This window comes from Stutzerimonas azotifigens, assembly GCF_013522725.1.
In the GTDB taxonomy this organism is placed as follows: Bacteria; Pseudomonadota; Gammaproteobacteria; order Pseudomonadales; family Pseudomonadaceae; genus Stutzerimonas; species Stutzerimonas azotifigens_A.
Genome location: NZ_JAAMRF010000009.1, coordinates 1 through 15,015, shown reverse-complemented (window position 1 = coordinate 15,015; position 15,015 = coordinate 1). Strand labels below are relative to the sequence as shown.

Annotated in this window: 16 protein-coding genes and 2 pseudogenes; 8 read left to right on the top strand and 10 right to left on the bottom strand. The window is 60.8% G+C overall.

The genetic code is table 11. The features are described 5' to 3' along the window. Positions 1-24: 24 nt before the first annotated feature. Positions 25-735 (bottom strand): histidine phosphatase family protein, encoded by a 711-nt coding sequence (locus tag G7026_RS16915; RefSeq protein ID WP_181072091.1) that lies wholly within the window; start codon positions 733-735, stop codon positions 25-27. A gap of 182 nt (positions 736-917) precedes the next feature. On the opposite strand from G7026_RS16915, the gene sohB reads away from it, so the two are divergent. Together sohB and G7026_RS16905 are read left to right on the top strand one after the other, a co-directional pair. Beyond that, on the top strand, positions 918-1,943 hold the full coding sequence (sohB, locus tag G7026_RS16910; RefSeq protein WP_181072090.1) for a protease SohB: 1,026 nt from the start codon (positions 918-920) through the stop codon (positions 1,941-1,943). A 10-nt stretch (positions 1,944-1,953) separates the two neighbouring features. Beyond that, entirely contained in the window at positions 1,954-2,946 is a 993-nt protein-coding gene (locus G7026_RS16905) for a YhdH/YhfP family quinone oxidoreductase (RefSeq protein ID WP_181072089.1), read from the top strand. Positions 2,947-3,196: 250 nt separating this feature from the next. Here the strand turns inward: G7026_RS16905 and G7026_RS16900 are convergent, their stop codons facing one another. The 3 genes from G7026_RS16900 to G7026_RS16890 form a co-directional block, all read right to left on the bottom strand. Then, entirely contained in the window at positions 3,197-3,697 is a 501-nt protein-coding gene (locus G7026_RS16900) for a DUF934 domain-containing protein (protein ID WP_178077315.1), read from the bottom strand. Then, positions 3,681-5,339 carry a nitrite/sulfite reductase gene (locus tag G7026_RS16895; RefSeq protein WP_181072088.1) on the bottom strand — a complete coding sequence of 553 codons (1,659 nt, stop codon included), beginning with the start codon at positions 5,337-5,339 and terminating at the stop codon, positions 3,681-3,683. The genes G7026_RS16900 and G7026_RS16895 overlap by 17 nt, the downstream gene beginning before the upstream one ends. Positions 5,340-5,683: 344 nt before the next feature. Continuing rightward, positions 5,684-5,902 (bottom strand): DUF2970 domain-containing protein, encoded by a 219-nt coding sequence (locus G7026_RS16890; protein WP_181072087.1) that lies wholly within the window; start codon positions 5,900-5,902, stop codon positions 5,684-5,686. Between the two features lie 284 nt (positions 5,903-6,186). Here G7026_RS16890 and G7026_RS16885 point away from each other — a divergent pair, with 284 nt between their 5' ends. After that, positions 6,187-6,873, top strand: a complete 687-nt coding sequence (locus tag G7026_RS16885) for a substrate-binding periplasmic protein (protein ID WP_181072086.1) — start codon at positions 6,187-6,189, stop codon at positions 6,871-6,873. Here G7026_RS16885 and G7026_RS16880 read toward each other — a convergent pair. From G7026_RS16880 to G7026_RS16870, 3 genes are all read right to left on the bottom strand, one after another. Further along, positions 6,870-7,274 (bottom strand): 3-phosphoshikimate 1-carboxyvinyltransferase, encoded by a 405-nt coding sequence (locus G7026_RS16880; RefSeq protein ID WP_181072085.1) that lies wholly within the window; start codon positions 7,272-7,274, stop codon positions 6,870-6,872. The genes G7026_RS16885 and G7026_RS16880 overlap by 4 nt on opposite strands. Positions 7,275-7,288: 14 nt before the next feature. Next, complete coding sequence (locus G7026_RS16875; protein ID WP_181072084.1) at positions 7,289-8,662, bottom strand: leucine-rich repeat-containing protein kinase family protein; 1,374 nt, start codon at positions 8,660-8,662, stop codon at positions 7,289-7,291. A gap of 252 nt (positions 8,663-8,914) precedes the next feature. After that, on the bottom strand, positions 8,915-9,952 hold the full coding sequence (locus G7026_RS16870; protein ID WP_181072083.1) for an RNA methyltransferase: 1,038 nt from the start codon (positions 9,950-9,952) through the stop codon (positions 8,915-8,917). Positions 9,953-10,088: 136 nt separating this feature from the next. Here G7026_RS16870 and G7026_RS16865 point away from each other — a divergent pair, with 136 nt between their 5' ends. After that, a complete protein-coding gene (locus tag G7026_RS16865) occupies positions 10,089-10,391 on the top strand; it encodes a DUF1883 domain-containing protein (protein ID WP_181072082.1) in 303 nt (100 codons plus the stop codon). Positions 10,392-10,406: 15 nt separating this feature from the next. On the opposite strand, the gene G7026_RS16860 is transcribed toward G7026_RS16865, so the two are convergent. Together G7026_RS16860 and pnuC are read right to left on the bottom strand one after the other, a co-directional pair. Next, complete coding sequence (locus tag G7026_RS16860) at positions 10,407-10,931, bottom strand: AAA family ATPase (RefSeq protein ID WP_181072281.1); 525 nt, start codon at positions 10,929-10,931, stop codon at positions 10,407-10,409. After that, positions 10,928-11,491 carry a nicotinamide riboside transporter PnuC gene (pnuC, locus tag G7026_RS16855; RefSeq protein ID WP_181072081.1) on the bottom strand — a complete coding sequence of 188 codons (564 nt, stop codon included), beginning with the start codon at positions 11,489-11,491 and terminating at the stop codon, positions 10,928-10,930. Before pnuC ends, G7026_RS16860 begins: the two co-directional genes overlap by 4 nt. A 58-nt stretch (positions 11,492-11,549) precedes the next feature. Here pnuC and G7026_RS16850 point away from each other — a divergent pair. Continuing rightward, positions 11,550-11,672, top strand: a pseudogene (locus G7026_RS16850) (IS110 family transposase); the annotation flags it as partial. Between the two features lie 136 nt (positions 11,673-11,808). Here G7026_RS16850 and G7026_RS16845 read toward each other — a convergent pair. Next, a complete protein-coding gene (locus G7026_RS16845; protein ID WP_181072080.1) occupies positions 11,809-12,078 on the bottom strand; it encodes a DUF2798 domain-containing protein in 270 nt (89 codons plus the stop codon). Positions 12,079-12,202: 124 nt separating this feature from the next. On the opposite strand from G7026_RS16845, the gene G7026_RS16840 reads away from it, so the two are divergent. The 3 genes and pseudogenes from G7026_RS16840 to G7026_RS16830 form a co-directional block, all read left to right on the top strand. Beyond that, positions 12,203-13,129 (top strand): LysR family transcriptional regulator, encoded by a 927-nt coding sequence (locus G7026_RS16840; RefSeq protein WP_181072079.1) that lies wholly within the window; start codon positions 12,203-12,205, stop codon positions 13,127-13,129. Between the two features lie 27 nt (positions 13,130-13,156). Next, positions 13,157-13,324, top strand: a pseudogene (locus G7026_RS16835) (IS110 family transposase); the annotation flags it as partial. 1,168 nt (positions 13,325-14,492) lie between these two features. Further along, positions 14,493-15,015: IS110 family transposase (locus G7026_RS16830; RefSeq protein ID WP_181072078.1), on the top strand; the 523-nt coding region annotated here is incomplete at its 3' end.

The window sequence follows — 15,015 nt, the reverse complement described above, 5'->3', positions numbered from 1 at the left end:
GATACCTCGCGGGCTGGCTGGAGCCTATCGGTAGGTGACAAGCTCCGGCTTCTTCAACAGTTCCAGGTGCACGTGACTATTGAAGGAAGCCAGTGCGACCTCTCGGTCGCGAAACTTCAGGAGGCTGATGGACGTGTTGACGATCTGCCAGTTCAACTCGAACGCCTTGATGGGCGGCACGCCGATAACCAGTTGCAACAGCGCAGTGATGGTCCCGCCGGATGTGAACACCGCGATGCGGTCCTTGTTCCCGGCCTGGGCGAGCAACCGCTCAAGGCCGCCTTGGACGCGATTGACGAAGGTCTGCCAGCTTTCCAAGCCTTCCTTGTCGTGCTCGCCCGATACCCAGCGCGCGATCACATAGCTGAACAGGCGTTGAAACTCGGCACGGTGATTGGCCGCGTTGCGGAAGATCTCCATGGCTTGCGGCTCGACAGCGAGCAAATCCTGCAGGTGCGCTCGAATGACCTCATCGGCATGGAATTCATTGAAGGCAGCGTCGACCTCCAGCTCCACCGGCGGGCTTCCAGCCTCGCTCATGCGTTGTAGCGCGGCTCGCGCGGTATCGCGCTGGCGGTCCAGTTCGCCACAGACACAACGATCGAGCCGGACATCGAGCCGGCCCAGATGATCTCCCAGGGCTTGCGCCTGCTGGTGACCGAGCGGGGAGAGCACATCATAGTTATCTGCGCCGAAAGACGCCTGACCATGCCTGATCAGGTAGATACTGCCCATGCTCGCTGCCCCGCTAGCGCTATTTTTCGCGAGGGTAGGGACATCACCCACGGGTGTCAACGATAAATCATACGCCTGTTTGAATTGTGCTCGCTGGCCCGTATCCCACCGCGCCGGTATGCTTGAGCGACTACGCCAGGCAGCGCTCTGCGGGCGGTTGGCGTGTGAACCTAGGAGGACGTGTGGATTTTCTTGCCGATTACGCAAGCTTTCTGGCCAAGACCGTGACGCTGGTCGTGGCCATCATCGTCGTGCTGGTGGCCATCGCGGCCCTGCGCAGAGGCCGCGCCAAGCAGGCCGGCGGTCATCTGGAAGTGCACAAGCTCAACGATTTCTACAAGGCGTTGCGCGAACGCCTGGAGCTGGCGATCTGGGACAAAGACACATACAAGGCGCAGCGCAAGCGCGAGGCCAAAGCGGCCAAGCAGGCCAAGAAGAGCGGCGCGGAAAAGCCTCGGGTCTTCGTGCTCGATTTCGATGGGGATATAAAGGCCTCGGCAGTCGATAACCTGCGCCACGAGATCACCGCACTGCTGACCATGGCCACGCCAAAAGACGAAGTAGTGGTTCGCCTGGAGAGTGGCGGCGGCATGGTCCATGGCTATGGCCTGGCGGCCTCGCAACTGGTGCGCATCCGCCAGGCGGGCGTGCCCCTGACCGTCTGCGTCGACAAGGTGGCTGCCAGCGGCGGCTACATGATGGCGTGTATCGGTGAGAAGATCCTAGCGGCGCCGTTCTCGATCCTGGGGTCAATCGGCGTGGTCGCTCAGTTGCCCAATATCCATCGTCTGCTCAAGAAGCACGATGTAGACGTCGAGGTACTGACGGCAGGTGAATACAAGCGCACCCTGACGGTGCTCGGCGAAAACACCGAAAAAGGGCGGGAGAAGTTTCAGGACGATCTGGAAACCACCCACGAGCTGTTCAAGAACTTCGTCGCCCGTTACCGCCCGCAACTGGCGATTGACGAGGTGGCGACCGGCGAGGTGTGGCTGGGTACGGCAGCGCTGGGCAAGCAACTGATCGACGAGATCAAGACCAGCGATGAATACCTGGCCGAGCGCGCCGGCGAGTGCGAGCTGTTCCAGCTGCACTACGCCCAGAAGAAGAGCCTGCCCGAGCGTTTTGGCATGGCGGCGAGCGGTGCGCTCGAGCACAGCCTGCTCAAGGGCTGGAGCCGGCTGAACGAACAACGCTTCTGGCAATAGGGGACTCCCGATGAGTAGCTTCAAGGCATTGCGGGCCAGTGAGGGCGCGGACGGTCGGTTCACGACCATGGTGGTCGAACGCAACATCGACGATCTGCCGCAGGGCGAGGTGTTGATTCGGGTTCGCTATTCATCGCTCAACTTCAAGGATGCGTTGTCGGCGAGCGGCAATCGCGGCGTTACCCGCCAGTACCCGCACACTCCGGGCATAGACGCGGCGGGCGTGGTGGCCGCATCCAGCATTGCCGAATTCGCTGAAGGCGACGAGGTCATCGTCACCGGCTATGACCTGGGCATGAACACCGCTGGGGGCTTCGGGCAGTACATCCGCGTCCCGGCGGCCTGGGTGATCAAGCGCCCACAGGGCCTGAGCCTGCGCGAAGCGATGATCCTCGGCACCGCGGGTCTGACCGCCGGGCTTTGCGTCGACAAGCTCGAGCAAGCGGGGCTGCATCCTGATGCCGGCCCGATCTTGGTTACCGGCGCCACCGGCGGGGTCGGTAGTATCGCCGTGGCGCTGCTAGCGAGCCTTGGTCATAGCGTGGCGGCAGTGACGGGCAAGGCGCACCAGGGCGAATTTCTGACCCGCCTGGGGGCCAGCCAGATCGTCGATCGCGCGGCGTTACAAGCTGGCGGGGAGAAGCCGCTGCTCAAGGAGCAATGGGCCGGCGCAGTCGATACCGTGGGCGGCGACATTCTGTTCAGCGTGGTCAAGTCGTTGCAGCGCGGCGCGAGCGTGGCCTGCTGCGGACTGACCGCCGGGACGGAGTTCAAGGGCAACGTGCTGCCGTTCATTCTCAGGGGCGTGAATCTGCTGGGCGTCGACTCGGTCGAGCTGCCGCTGGTGGTCAAGGCTTCGATGTGGGACAAGCTCTCGCTGCAATGGAAGATCGAGACCCTCGAGGATCTGGTGCATGAAGTGGAGCTGGCACAACTGCCGGCCGAGATCGAGCGGATCCTCGGGGCAGGACAGGTCGGGCGCACGCTCGTCAGGCTTGACTGAGCGCCAATCGAAACGATAGAGAACGCCAACTACCCTGCAGGGATCGATTGAGGAATATTAGCGCCACCTCAAACGCAACTACAGGGAATCACCATGAAAGCACTGGCCGCATTGTTCAAGCGCAGCACTTCCGAGAAAGCCGAGAAGCCGTCGAGTCAGATGCCCCTTGAGCATCCCAATTTCTGGATGTACCAGTGACAGAAAACGAAAAACCCGCCGGTCGGCGGGTTTTTCGTTCAAGCGGCGGGGCTCAGCCCTGGCGTCGGCGAAACAGCGGCAGCGGCTGATCCACCGCGGCCTGGTATGTCTCGCTGAAGTCGCCGAGGCTTTGCAGCGCGTCGTACGGATCGCGATCCGGGCGCACGGCGAAGGCGTCGAAACCGCAGCGCTGCATCATGAACAACTGGTCGCGAAGCACATCGCCGATGGCGCGTACCTCGCCCTTGAAGCCATAACGCTCGCGGAGTAGGCGTGCGGTGGAGAAGTGGCGACCGTCGGTGAAAACCGGGAAGTTCAGCGCGATGACCTGGAATTTCTCCAGGTCATCGGCGATCAGTTCGATTTCCTCATCGCTGTCGAGCCACACGCCCAGCCCGCCGTCGCGCGCGCGCAGGGCATGGCCGTGTTCGAGCCACAGCCCCAGCGGGACGATAATGTCATCGCAATTGGACAGCCCTTCCAGAGCCGTGTCCTTGGGCAGCAGGTGCCAGGACTCGTCGATCACCTGGCCGTTCTTAATGATTCGCTGCATAGACGCGTTCCTTGAAGGGGGCGATGCCGATACGGCGGTAGGTGTCGATGAAGGGCTCGTCTTCCTCGCGGCTCTCCACGTACACATCGATGATCTTGCTGATGACATCCGGCATCACGTCCTGGGCGAACGAGGGGCCGAGGATCTGCCCGAGGCTGGCGTTGCGGCTCGCACTGCCACCCAAGGAGACCTGATAGAACTCCTCGCCCTTCTTGTCCACGCCGAGGATGCCGATGTGGCCGACGTGATGGTGGCCGCAGGCGTTCATGCAGCCGGAGATGTTGAGGTCGAGATCGCCGATGTCGAAGAGGAAATCCAGGTCTTCGAAGCGGCGCTGGATCGCCTCGGCGATCGGGATCGACTTGGCGTTGGCCAGCGAGCAGAAATCACCGCCAGGGCAGCAGATGATGTCGGTCAGCAAGCCGATGTTCGGCGTCGCGAAACCAAGCTCGCGCAGCTCGCCCCAGAGAGTGAACAGATCGCTCTGGCGGATATCGGCAAGGATGATGTTTTGGTTGTGCGAGGTACGGACCTCGCCGAAGCAGTAACGGTCGGCCAGGTCGGCCAATGCGTCGAACTGCTTGTCGGTGATATCGCCGGGCGCCGTCGCGGTAGGCTTGAGCGACAATGTCACCGCGGCATAACCCGGCTTCTTGTGGGCGAAGACGTTACGCGTGCGCCAGCGGGCGAAGCCGGGATGTTCGGCATCGAGTGCCTGAAGCGCGGCAGTCTGGTCTTCCAGCGCTTCGTAGGGCGGCTCGACGAAGAACGCCGAGACGCGCGCGACTTCCGCTTCGGTGAGGGTGGTCGGGCCATCCTTGAGGTGCGCCCATTCGGCTTCGACGCGCTCGGCGAAGACTTCTGGTGTCAGCGCCTTGACCAGGATCTTGATACGCGCCTTGAACTTGTTGTCGCGACGGCCGTAGCGGTTGTACACCCGCAGGATCGCCTCGAGGTAGGACAGCAGGTGCTGCCACGGCAGGAATTCGTTGATGAAGCTGCCCACGATCGGCGTCCGGCCCAGGCCGCCACCCACCGAGACGCGGAAGCCCAATTCGCCGTCCCCGTTGCGCACGGCTTCCAGGCCGATGTCGTGCACTTCGATCGCCGCGCGATCACTGACCGCGCCATTGACGGCGATCTTGAACTTGCGCGGCAGGTGCGCGAATTCGGGGTGGAAGGTCGACCACTGGCGGATGATTTCGCACCAGGGGCGCGGATCGACCAGTTCGTCCTTCGCTACGCCGGCGAACTGATCGGTGGTGGTGTTGCGGATGCAGTTGCCGCTGGTCTGGATGGCATGCATCTGCACCGTGGCGAGCTCGGCGAGGATCTCGGGCACGTCCTCGAGTTCGGGCCAGTTGAACTGCACGTTCTGACGGGTACTGATGTGGGCATAGCCCTTGTCGTAGTGACGGGCGATGTGTGCGAGCTTGCGCAGCTGGTGACTACCCAGCAGCCCGTAAGGCACGGCGATCCGCAGCATCGGCGCATAGCGCTGGATATAGAGACCGTTCTGCAGGCGCAGCGGGCGGAATTCCTCTCCGCTCAGTTCGCCGGCCAGATAGCGGCGGGTCTGATCGCGGAACTGCTTTACGCGGTCCTCGATGATCCGTTGATCGTACTCGTCGTATACGTACATGAAGATTCCTGTCGGTCAGGCTGCTTACGGCTGAATGCGCGCACGGCCGCGCACTTCGCAGAGCCGGGCACGATAGCAGCAAGGTGTTATGTGCAAAAGTGATGTTTTTATATATGAAGCAAACTAATAGTGCTAACGCAGACGCAGGCGACTGACTTGAGCGAGGGGCGCTTGTCGTCTTAACTCAAGCCGATAATCACAACAACAGGGGATTGGCCATGACCGAGAAATTCGATCCGCACAACCGTGACAGTGGCGTCGATGCCGTCGCGATCTTCGTTCTGATCATGCTGGCCGTCGCCACAGCGGTGTTCTGGGTCAGCCACCAGTAGCGAGGCCGCGGGCTAAGGTGTCGCGAGGTGTATCACTAGCAGCACGATGCCCAGTAGCGTCAGAGCGAAAACCGCCGTGAAGCCCACTCCCAGCAGGATGAAGTGCACCGGCTTGCCGCGTGAGAAATCGCGGGCGCGGTTTTTGCCGCTCTGCACGCCAAGGGCAGCGGCCAGTACGCTGGATAGCATTTCACCAAACGTCAGGGGTTTATCGTCCGATTCTTCGGTCATGGGAAGGCCCTCCGTAACGGGAGTCTAGCAGCGCGAACCCGCCTGGCGAGGCGAGCTGCCGCAACGTCTCCGTTCGTCGAGGTTGATTTAAGACGCCACGCACTTTAAAACTCCAGCATGCCGCGTTCATGCGTCGATGCGACCTCGGTCGGGGGGCCAATGGGCGCCCGTGATGTCAGGGTAAGGAGAAGTCGGTGGCAAGGGACTTAAAGGAATCGAACTGGCGATGCGGGGCGGTTGGCCTGCTGTGGGCTTGCACGACGGCCTCGGCGACTGCCGCGCCGATGAATATTTATGTAGGCCACGGGCAGATGCCATTCGCCGGCGGCACCGAGCAGGCGCCGGGCCTTTTTGGTGAACTCAGCGAGCAGCTCTGCGCGCGGTTGCAGCTCGAATGCCTGTTTCGCAGCGTCCCCTGGCGCCGTGTCCAGTACGAAGCAGCAGACGATCCGTCTGGGCTGGTACTGAACCTGGGGCGCTTTCCCGAGCGCGAAGACAAGTTCATCTGGCTGCTGGATGTGCTCGCTACGCGCTATTCGGTGGCAAGCCTCGGTCGGCCATTCGACACACTGGCCGATGCCCTTGCGGCCGGCCCCGTTGCGGTCATGGGCGGCACGCCGAGAGCGCAGGAGCTCCGGGCAGAGCTCGGGGAGGGCCAGCAGATCGTCGAGGTGGCCGACCCCGAACAGGGTGCCGAGCTGTTGAACAGTGGGCGCGTGGTGGCCTGGTACGAGATCGAGCTGCGCGCCCGTTACCTGTGGCGACGGCTGGGTTATTCGCAGGCCCTGACCATGGGGGAGCCTATCGGGCAGTTGGACAGTTATATTGCCGGCAACGCTCAGTTGTACGGCGGCCAGGCGTTACAGCAACGCATGGCCGATACCTTCGTCGAAATGCAGCGTGACGGCAGTTGGCGGCGGATTCTCGTTGAATACCTGGGAGAAGAAGACGCCGCGCGGCTGCTGCGCTAGCGCAGGGTGGTCTTGAACCAGTCCCACAACCCTAGCGAAAAGCCGGGGAACACATCGATTCCCAGCGCCGACTTGATCAGATACAGCACCGCCAGGCCGAGCAGCAGGGAAAACAGCAGGAAGAGCGCGATGGTGCCAGCCTTGGCCGCGCGCGACAGTTCCTGCTGACCGCGAGTGAGGTCGCGTTTGTTGCGTCCGGCCAGTAGCACGAAATAGTAGCGCCAGCGCCAGAGGCGGACAGTGGCCCGCAGGTCGACCCGATGCTGGCCCCACTTCCGAGCGCCGAAGGCTATTTTCAGGGCTTCGAGCTGCTCATCGCTGAAACTCTCCCGCAGTTCTCCCGGCAGACGCTCCTTCAGGCCGATGACGAAGGGGTCCTGCTGGATATCGAGGTCTTGCATCTACCGCATCCTTATCACTGGCTGGCGCTGAAAGTGTATCGCCGTTTACGTTTCGGCCTCTGACGCGATAACTCGAGGGTGGCCAGTTGCCCGGATAGCCATTCGAAGGTTGGCCGCTCAAGGCTTTGCTCAGCGACGCAGCGACGCTGCAACTGCCAGAGCGCATCGATGCGTGCCTGCTGATCGGCTGGCTCGGTACGCTTGAGCAGCTCTTCGAGCAGACAACCAAACGCCCGAGCCTCGATTCGCTGCAGCGCCAGCCCTTGAACGGTGTCGGGCTCGAAGAACGAGGCGGCGCCGAAATCGCTGAGCAGGCACTGGCCTGCAGGATCGACCAGCAAGTTATGGGCGTACAGATCCCCATGCAGTATGCCGAGCGCATGCAGGTGAGCCGTGACCGACGCTACACCTCGTGCTATCCCGAGCGTTTGCTCGAGGCTGAAGCGCTGATCCTGCGCATAGCAGTCACGTGTGCAGCTCTCAAGCGAAGGCGGGCCGGCCAGTGGCTGGAACTGCGGTTCGATCAGTTCGAGCAATAGCCCGGGTGCTTCTTCGGCACCCTCGGCCAAGGGCCCGGTCACGCGGACCAGGTTCGGATGCACGCCGGCGGCGATACTGGCGGCCATTTCGCTGTGCGGCAGCCCGTCACTGGTCACGCTGCCCTTGAACAGCTTCGCCGCCATGGCGCGCGCTGGCTGGCCAGCCGGCTGCCATATCGCGCGGTAAATCACCCCTGAGGCCCCCTGGCCGAGCACCTCTTCGAGCGTGATCGTCTCGCGTGACACCGGCGGCAGTGGGTGAAGCGACAACGTTACGGCCTCGTTGGCATCGCTGAACGGGTTGCCGGCGAAGGCGAGCCAGGCGAGGCGGGGCATCGTCAATAACCAGTCGGGCAGCGAAGTCAGCTGGTTGGCTGCAATGCGAATCAGCTCAAGGTTGCTGCATCGGGCGAGGCTCGCGGGCAATGCCTGCAGGCAGTTGCCCGCGAGCAACAACTTTTGCAGCCGCTCGCAGTCGCCCAGGGCTTCCGGCAGATGTTCCAGACGGTTGTCAGTCAGTGTCAGCCAGCGCAACCGTGGCGGTAGCGCCTCGGCCGGTAGGTGGCTGATCTGGTTGGCCTTGAAACCGACCATCTCCAGCTGCTCACACCGCCCGACCGATGCTGGCACTTCGGTGAAGCGATTGTGCGAGCAGAACAGGATCTTCAGGCGATGGAGTCGGTGCAGGTCCGCGGGCAAGCTGCTGAGCCGGTTGCCCGACAGGTTGAGCACTTCGAGGCTATCGGCCAGATCGAAGATTTCTGGCGGAAACTCGGCGAGTTCGGCCGACAGGTCGAGCCGGGTCGTGCCCGCCAGTTCGCCGCGCTTGAGTTGCTCCAGTGTGTGCATGCGTCGTCTCGTCTTCCGTTGGCGTGCGGTCGGGTGACCGTGGGCGCTGCGTTGCGGCTATGTCAGCAGGCGCGATCGAAGTTGCTGCTCCGTACTATGTATGCCGCTACCAGGTCGGGCGCCTATGCAAATAGCGGGGTGATCAGGCAATGATGCTTCAAGGACTGTTCCTTCACGACGGCGTTGTGCTTTTGCTGGGACCACCGATCCGGCCGCCGGTTCGTATCCAGAGAGGGCCGCTGCGAATTGGCACTACAGCGGCTCGTGCCGCGAGCGGCGGGCGATGACCTCGGTGGCCCGCGCGCGCAGCTGGCCGCAACCGCCGTCGATGTCCTGGCCTGCTGAATTACGTACCTTGGTCAACACGCCCCGGCTGTGTAGATAGCGCACCATCTGCACGATGCGCTCGCCTGCGGGACGCTGGAATTCGTCGAGTTCCAGGCTGTTGTAGGGAATCAGGTTCATTACCGCATAGCGCCCTTTGAGCAGGCGCAGGATGCCGTCCATTTCGTCCTGGGTATCGTTGATGCCCTTGAGGAGCGTCCACTGGTACTGGATCGGAAAGCCGACCGCTCGCGCATAGGCCTCACCGAGTTCGACCAGCTCGTCCGGGTCGATGCGCGGCGCACGGGGCAGCAAGGCCTGGCGCAGTTCGGCGTCGGTGGTATGCAGCGAGAGGGCGAGGGCAGGCTTGACCTGCTGCTGCGGCAGTCGCTCGAATACACGCGGATCGCCCACGGTGGAAAACACCAGATTTTTGTGGCCGATACCGCCATCGGTTCCGAGCAGGTCGATAGCTTCTAGCACATTGTCCAGGTTATGGGCGGGCTCACCCATCCCCATGAACACGACCTTCTTCACCGGCCGGAAACGACGTGCAAGGGCGACCTGGGCAACGATCTCGGCGCTGCCCAATTGGCGCAGCAGGCCGCTCTTGCCGGTCATGCAGAACACGCATCCCACCGCGCAACCGACCTGGCTGGAGACACACAGACCATCACGCGGCAACAGCACACTCTCGACCATCTGCCCATCGGCCAGCTCCACCAGCAAGCGGGCCGAGCCGTCGGCGGCGGGATGCTCGGAACGCAAGCGCGCAAGGCCGGCAATTTCCTCGCTGACCTGGGGCAGGCCTTCACGCACGCTCAAGGGCAGGAAATGCTCGGCTTGTTGCTGCCGACGACCAATCTCCAGCGGCTGGCCCTTTAGCCAGGCACGGGTCATCCGCCCGATGTGGCGGGGTTTGGCGCCGAGGTCGGCGAGGCGCTGATGGACGTCCTGGATTCGCATAGGGCGCGGATGCTACCACCGCCACACCCCCGGTGGTATGGGCTCCAAAGCATATACATTATCGATAGGCGTGGTCCGCCACAGCCGGGCGCCGTGCTATTGTCCGCGCCGATCTACAGGCCGACTGGAGCCGACCATGAAATTCATCCACCAGCGCGAACACCTCAATGAAGATGACCTCGTCGTCATCGAATGCTCGCAGCCCTGCAACATCCGCCTGATGAACGATGCCAACTTCCGCAGCTTCAAGAATGGCGGGCGCCACACCTATCATGGCGGCGCGTTTGATCGCTTTCCGGCGCGCATCACTGTCCCGAGCTCCGGCTTCTGGAATATCACTATCGACACCGTTACCCGCAAGGCGATCAGCGTGACACGCAAGCCAACGCTCAAGCACTCGATCAAGATCGTCCGCCGCTCCAGCTCAAATTTCAGCTGAGCACCCCTCTGTTGCTCATTTGCCCAGCAAGGCGCGGGTGACGGAGACGGCCTGCTGCTCACGGCTCGCCCAGTCGCCAGTGATCTCTACGAATGGCTGCGCGTGGCGCTCCAACCAGGCGCGGCACTGGTGATGAAACCGTAAGCGCTCTTCCATCGCCGGTTGGCAGCGCTGGCTGTCAGCGTGCCACTCGACACCCTCGGGGGAGAGCAACAGATGCTGATCGTAACGGCGAGCCAGTAACTCATCTTCAAGCCAGGCAGGGCAGTCACCGAAGAGCGTCTGGCTCCAGAGCATATTGCTCAGTAGATGCGTGTCGAGAATCAGCAACGGCGGCGCTTCGGCCCGGGCGGCGTCCTCCCAGGCAAGCTGCCCGCGCGCGATGGCTGGGATATCGCCAAGGCTAGTATCACGCCCTTTGCATTCGATGAAGTGGCGCACGTACTCATCCACCACCAGCCCACCAAAGCGCTGCTGCAGGCGCGATGCCAACCAACTCTTGCCGGTCGACTCTGCGCCGGTCAGTACCAGCACCTTCATAGCGCGGCCATGCGTGAGCGGTGCCATTCGCGCAGACCCATGACCGCCAGCAACGTGAAGAGGCCGTACAGGCCCGCGGTAAGCCAGTAAGCCTGATAAACGAAGAAGACTACGTAGAGCACATCAACGACGATCCACAACAGCCAGCACTGCCAGCGCTTGAGTGCCATCCACAGCTGCGCAAGCAGGCTGAACGCCGTCAACGCCGCATCAGGCCAGGGCAGGGCGGCCTCGGTGTATCGCGCCATCATCCCGCCAAGCACCAGCGTTACAACCCCAGCAGCCGCAAGCCCAACGAGCACCTCGTGCCTGCTCGCAAGCACGACAGGCCGTCTCCCTTCCTGATCACCGCCCCGCGTCCATGACCACCAGCCATACAGCTGCATTGCCGCAAAGACGCTGTGCAACAGCACCTGCGAATACAGGCGGGCGGCAAAGAAGAACCAGGCATACAGCAGCACCATGGCCAACCCGACAGGCCAGCACCAGGCGTTCTGCCGCACGGTGAGCCATACGGCGATAACGCCTAGCGTCGAGGCGATGAGTTCAAGCGGGGTCAAGGGTGTGTTTACTCGCAACGGATAAGTACAGGGGGAGCGGAATGATACGTCAGCGCATGCATTGCAACGCGCCTGGAGGATTGGCCACAACAAGGGCGCCGTGGCGCTGGCGAACAAGCGGGTAAGGATCTGCCGGGCGGTGTGGTGTCATGAGCGGCGATTCAGCGGCAATGGCTGCTGAAGTACGTTGCTAGCTAAAGGCAAGGCCACCTTGCACGACGGCTCAGACGCCTCGGGAATCATCGCGCGCGTCAATCAACGAGCGCGAGCTCGACCTCGCTTCTCACGCCATCAGCCTAAGCTTTCTTCAAGTCCGCTCATTCGCTGCGTACAGTCATCCGAACCAAACGCATAACCACCGGCCTTACCAGCATCACGCAGACGAAAGCGACCGGCATCGCCAATTGGTAAGCCGTAAGCACCGCGTGAAAATAGCCCGGGCCCATCCCGGTATTTGCGGCAGTGATCACCAGACACATCAGCAACGCCATGATGCTGGACATGAAAAACGCGAAGACAACCGGTGTGGCCTTCACAGGCAGTTTCCACGTTCGAGTCGAAAGCGAATCTACACAACGTTCTTTCATTGACGGCTCCGTTAAAGCAAATGAAGGGCGCCACCGTACCTTGTAGCAGCGGCGTTCAGTAGAGCGATCCGCATGATCCCAGTATCAAGCTAAACTTACGGATCACCAGTGTCGGGTTAGCACCATGGATACGCTTCGCGGCCTTGCAAGCTTCGTCAAAGCGGTGGAAACGGGCAGCATTGCCGCTGGCGCCCGGCTGGCTGGTATCAGCGCGGCGGCGGCCAGCCAAAACATTGCTCGCCTTGAACAAAGTCTTGGCGTACGGCTATTGACGCGCACGACCCGCAACCTTGCCCTGACGGACGCCGGTGCGGTGTATTTCGAACGCGTAAGGGACGTTGTGAACAACCTCGACGCGGCGCGCGCCGCCGTTAGCGAATTGCACGACGAACCCCAAGGGCACCTGCGCATCGCGGCGAGCGCAGCGTTTGGCCGTCATGTATTGGCACCGCTGATTCCAGGCTTCACAGCGCGGCACCCGCGTATCCAGTGCGAATTGCTCACACGGGATGACAGCATTGATCACATCCTCGAATCGGTGGATATCAGCATTCGCATCGCGCAGCACCTCGAAGACGGGATGGTCGCTAAACGCATCGCGACAGCCCAAGCCCTATACTGCGCTGCACCCTCCTACCTCGCGCGCGCCGGGCGCCCGGATGAGCCTGAAGCACTGCGCGATCACGACTGCCTGCTCTTTCGCGTGGCCTCCGACGGCCGATTCCTGCGCTGGCCATTCAGGCGCGACGATGTTTGCTTCGATGCGCCGGTGAAAGCGTCCATGAGCAGCAACGATATCGACGCGCTTGCCCAGTGCGCTGCGGCCGGCGGTGGAATCACTCGTTTGGCAAGCTTCGTTGCTGCGCCTTATCTTGCGCGTGGCGAACTGGTCGAACTGTTTTCCAGCAGCACGCGCACACGCAGCCGCGCAGAAGCCGCGCCCCTGGACTATTACCTCTGCCTGCGCGACCGCCACGCACTGACGCCCAAAGTACGATTGTTCATGGATTATCTAAACCAAGCGCTGCCTATAGATCTTCAGCCTCGATGACACGCGGGGTCTTTGCGAATCGTTGTGCCCGAGCGGCTGACGCAACTGCAAAGCTACGCACTGCACACCGCTGAACGCATCGGTCTCAACAAGGCCGCCGTGGCGCTAGCGAACAAACTGGTAAGAATCTGCTGGGCCGTGTGGTGTCATGAGCGCCGGTTTAGCGGCAACTGGCGCAGCACAAAGCCCGCCTGACGGCGGGGATTAACAAGGTGAAGTGAAGGGTTTCTAGTGGTTGTGGTGAGAAGCGAGACTGTCGGAACAGGCGAGTCCTGCAGCAGAGCAAGGCCGATAACAATCATGATCTTCGTGATCGCTTGATCGCTTGAACGCTTGGCCCCTGCTGCGCGAACTACAGAATGGCCAGGGCAGTGCCCAGAACAGGCCGGATATACGAATGCAACCGCGCTGACGACAGAATCGAAAAGCTATTCCTCACTGCTTGTGGGGAGAGTCCATATACGTTTGTTAGGCTCCGCCACTTTCATTTAGATATTGTTTTTCGATGATATATGTGATGCGCAACATAGCCTGAGTTACACGCAAAAATCAACCAGCCCAAAAGGCACAGAAAAAACCCAAAGGGCGAATCTCCTAAGTGAATGATTGCCTCGGTATGACCCCTCAGTGGAATGGAGATCGTTCCTCTAATTAAGCCGGTGGCGATTTGGTAGAGGCAGAAGATTAACAGGCTTATACATACCAAAAGCAAACTCCATTTTAGTTTTGGTTGTACGGGATAATCTGGGAATTTCATCTTATGCCTAACGTTTGGTTAAATGGCGGGCTTTAGCAAGTCCCAGTGAGCGTAGCGAACGATTTGAACCACTAGTTAAGGATTGGCCGTCTATTCCCTAGAATAAAGCCAAGTATTACGGCTGTTGAAATTATGACGTATGGGGGCAAATAAATAAATGAAAGTAGGTTGCTTGATTGGGGTGTTTGTGTGTGAGTTATTGTTTCCGTTGTAAAAGATATTAAGATGAACAGTGTGAAAATAATAGTTAATGCTTTTAATAATGGTAGGGCGGGGTGCTGCTTTGCCATGAATAACGAAGCAGCGAAGGAATGAATACCCCACGAAATTAAATCAACGGCTAATACTTGAGTATTTGGATTGAGCTTACTTGTACCTGAGAGCAGTGTGGCTGTAAGTAGGTTGTTGCAGAAGAACACAATTATCGATGCAATTACTGAGTATGAAATTTCGCGCATTAATATCAGTCATCCCTAACGTTTGGTTAAGGGGCGGGCTTTAGCCCGTCCCAGTGAGCGAAGTGAACGGTTTGAAGGCTGTAATGAACTCTCCCTACACCACGTTTCTTCTATAACACCGTGGTGACTGTTCGCTGGGAGAGGTGCGATGAAACGCATAGCGGTTGATTTGGCCAAGTCCGTTTACCAGGTTGCCGAGAGTGTCCAGGTCGGCCGAGTGGATCGGCGCAGGCGGCTCGATCCGGGGGCATTTGCGCGATATGTACAGGAGCAGGTCGAGCCTGTCGAGTGGGTGATGGAGGCCTGTGGCACCGCTCACCATTGGGGCCGCGTAATGCAGGAGAACGGACATCGCGTCGTGCTCTTGCATCCCCGTTACGTGCGCCCGTATCGGCGGCGCAACAAGACCGATCGCAACGACTGCGATGCCATTCTGGAAGCGGCTCGCTGCCAGGAGATCCGCCCGGTTCCGGTCAAGAGTGTGCAACAGCAGCAAGTGCAACAACTCCACAAGCTTCGCGAGGGCTGGAAGAAATCACGAGTGCAACGCATCAACCTGCTGCGCGGCATCCTACGTGAAGCTGGGGTCGAGGCACCGAGCGGCATCAAGCCGTTTCTACGCCAAGCGTGCGAGCTGATCGAGCGGCCAGAAGTGCGTGCCTTACGCGGTG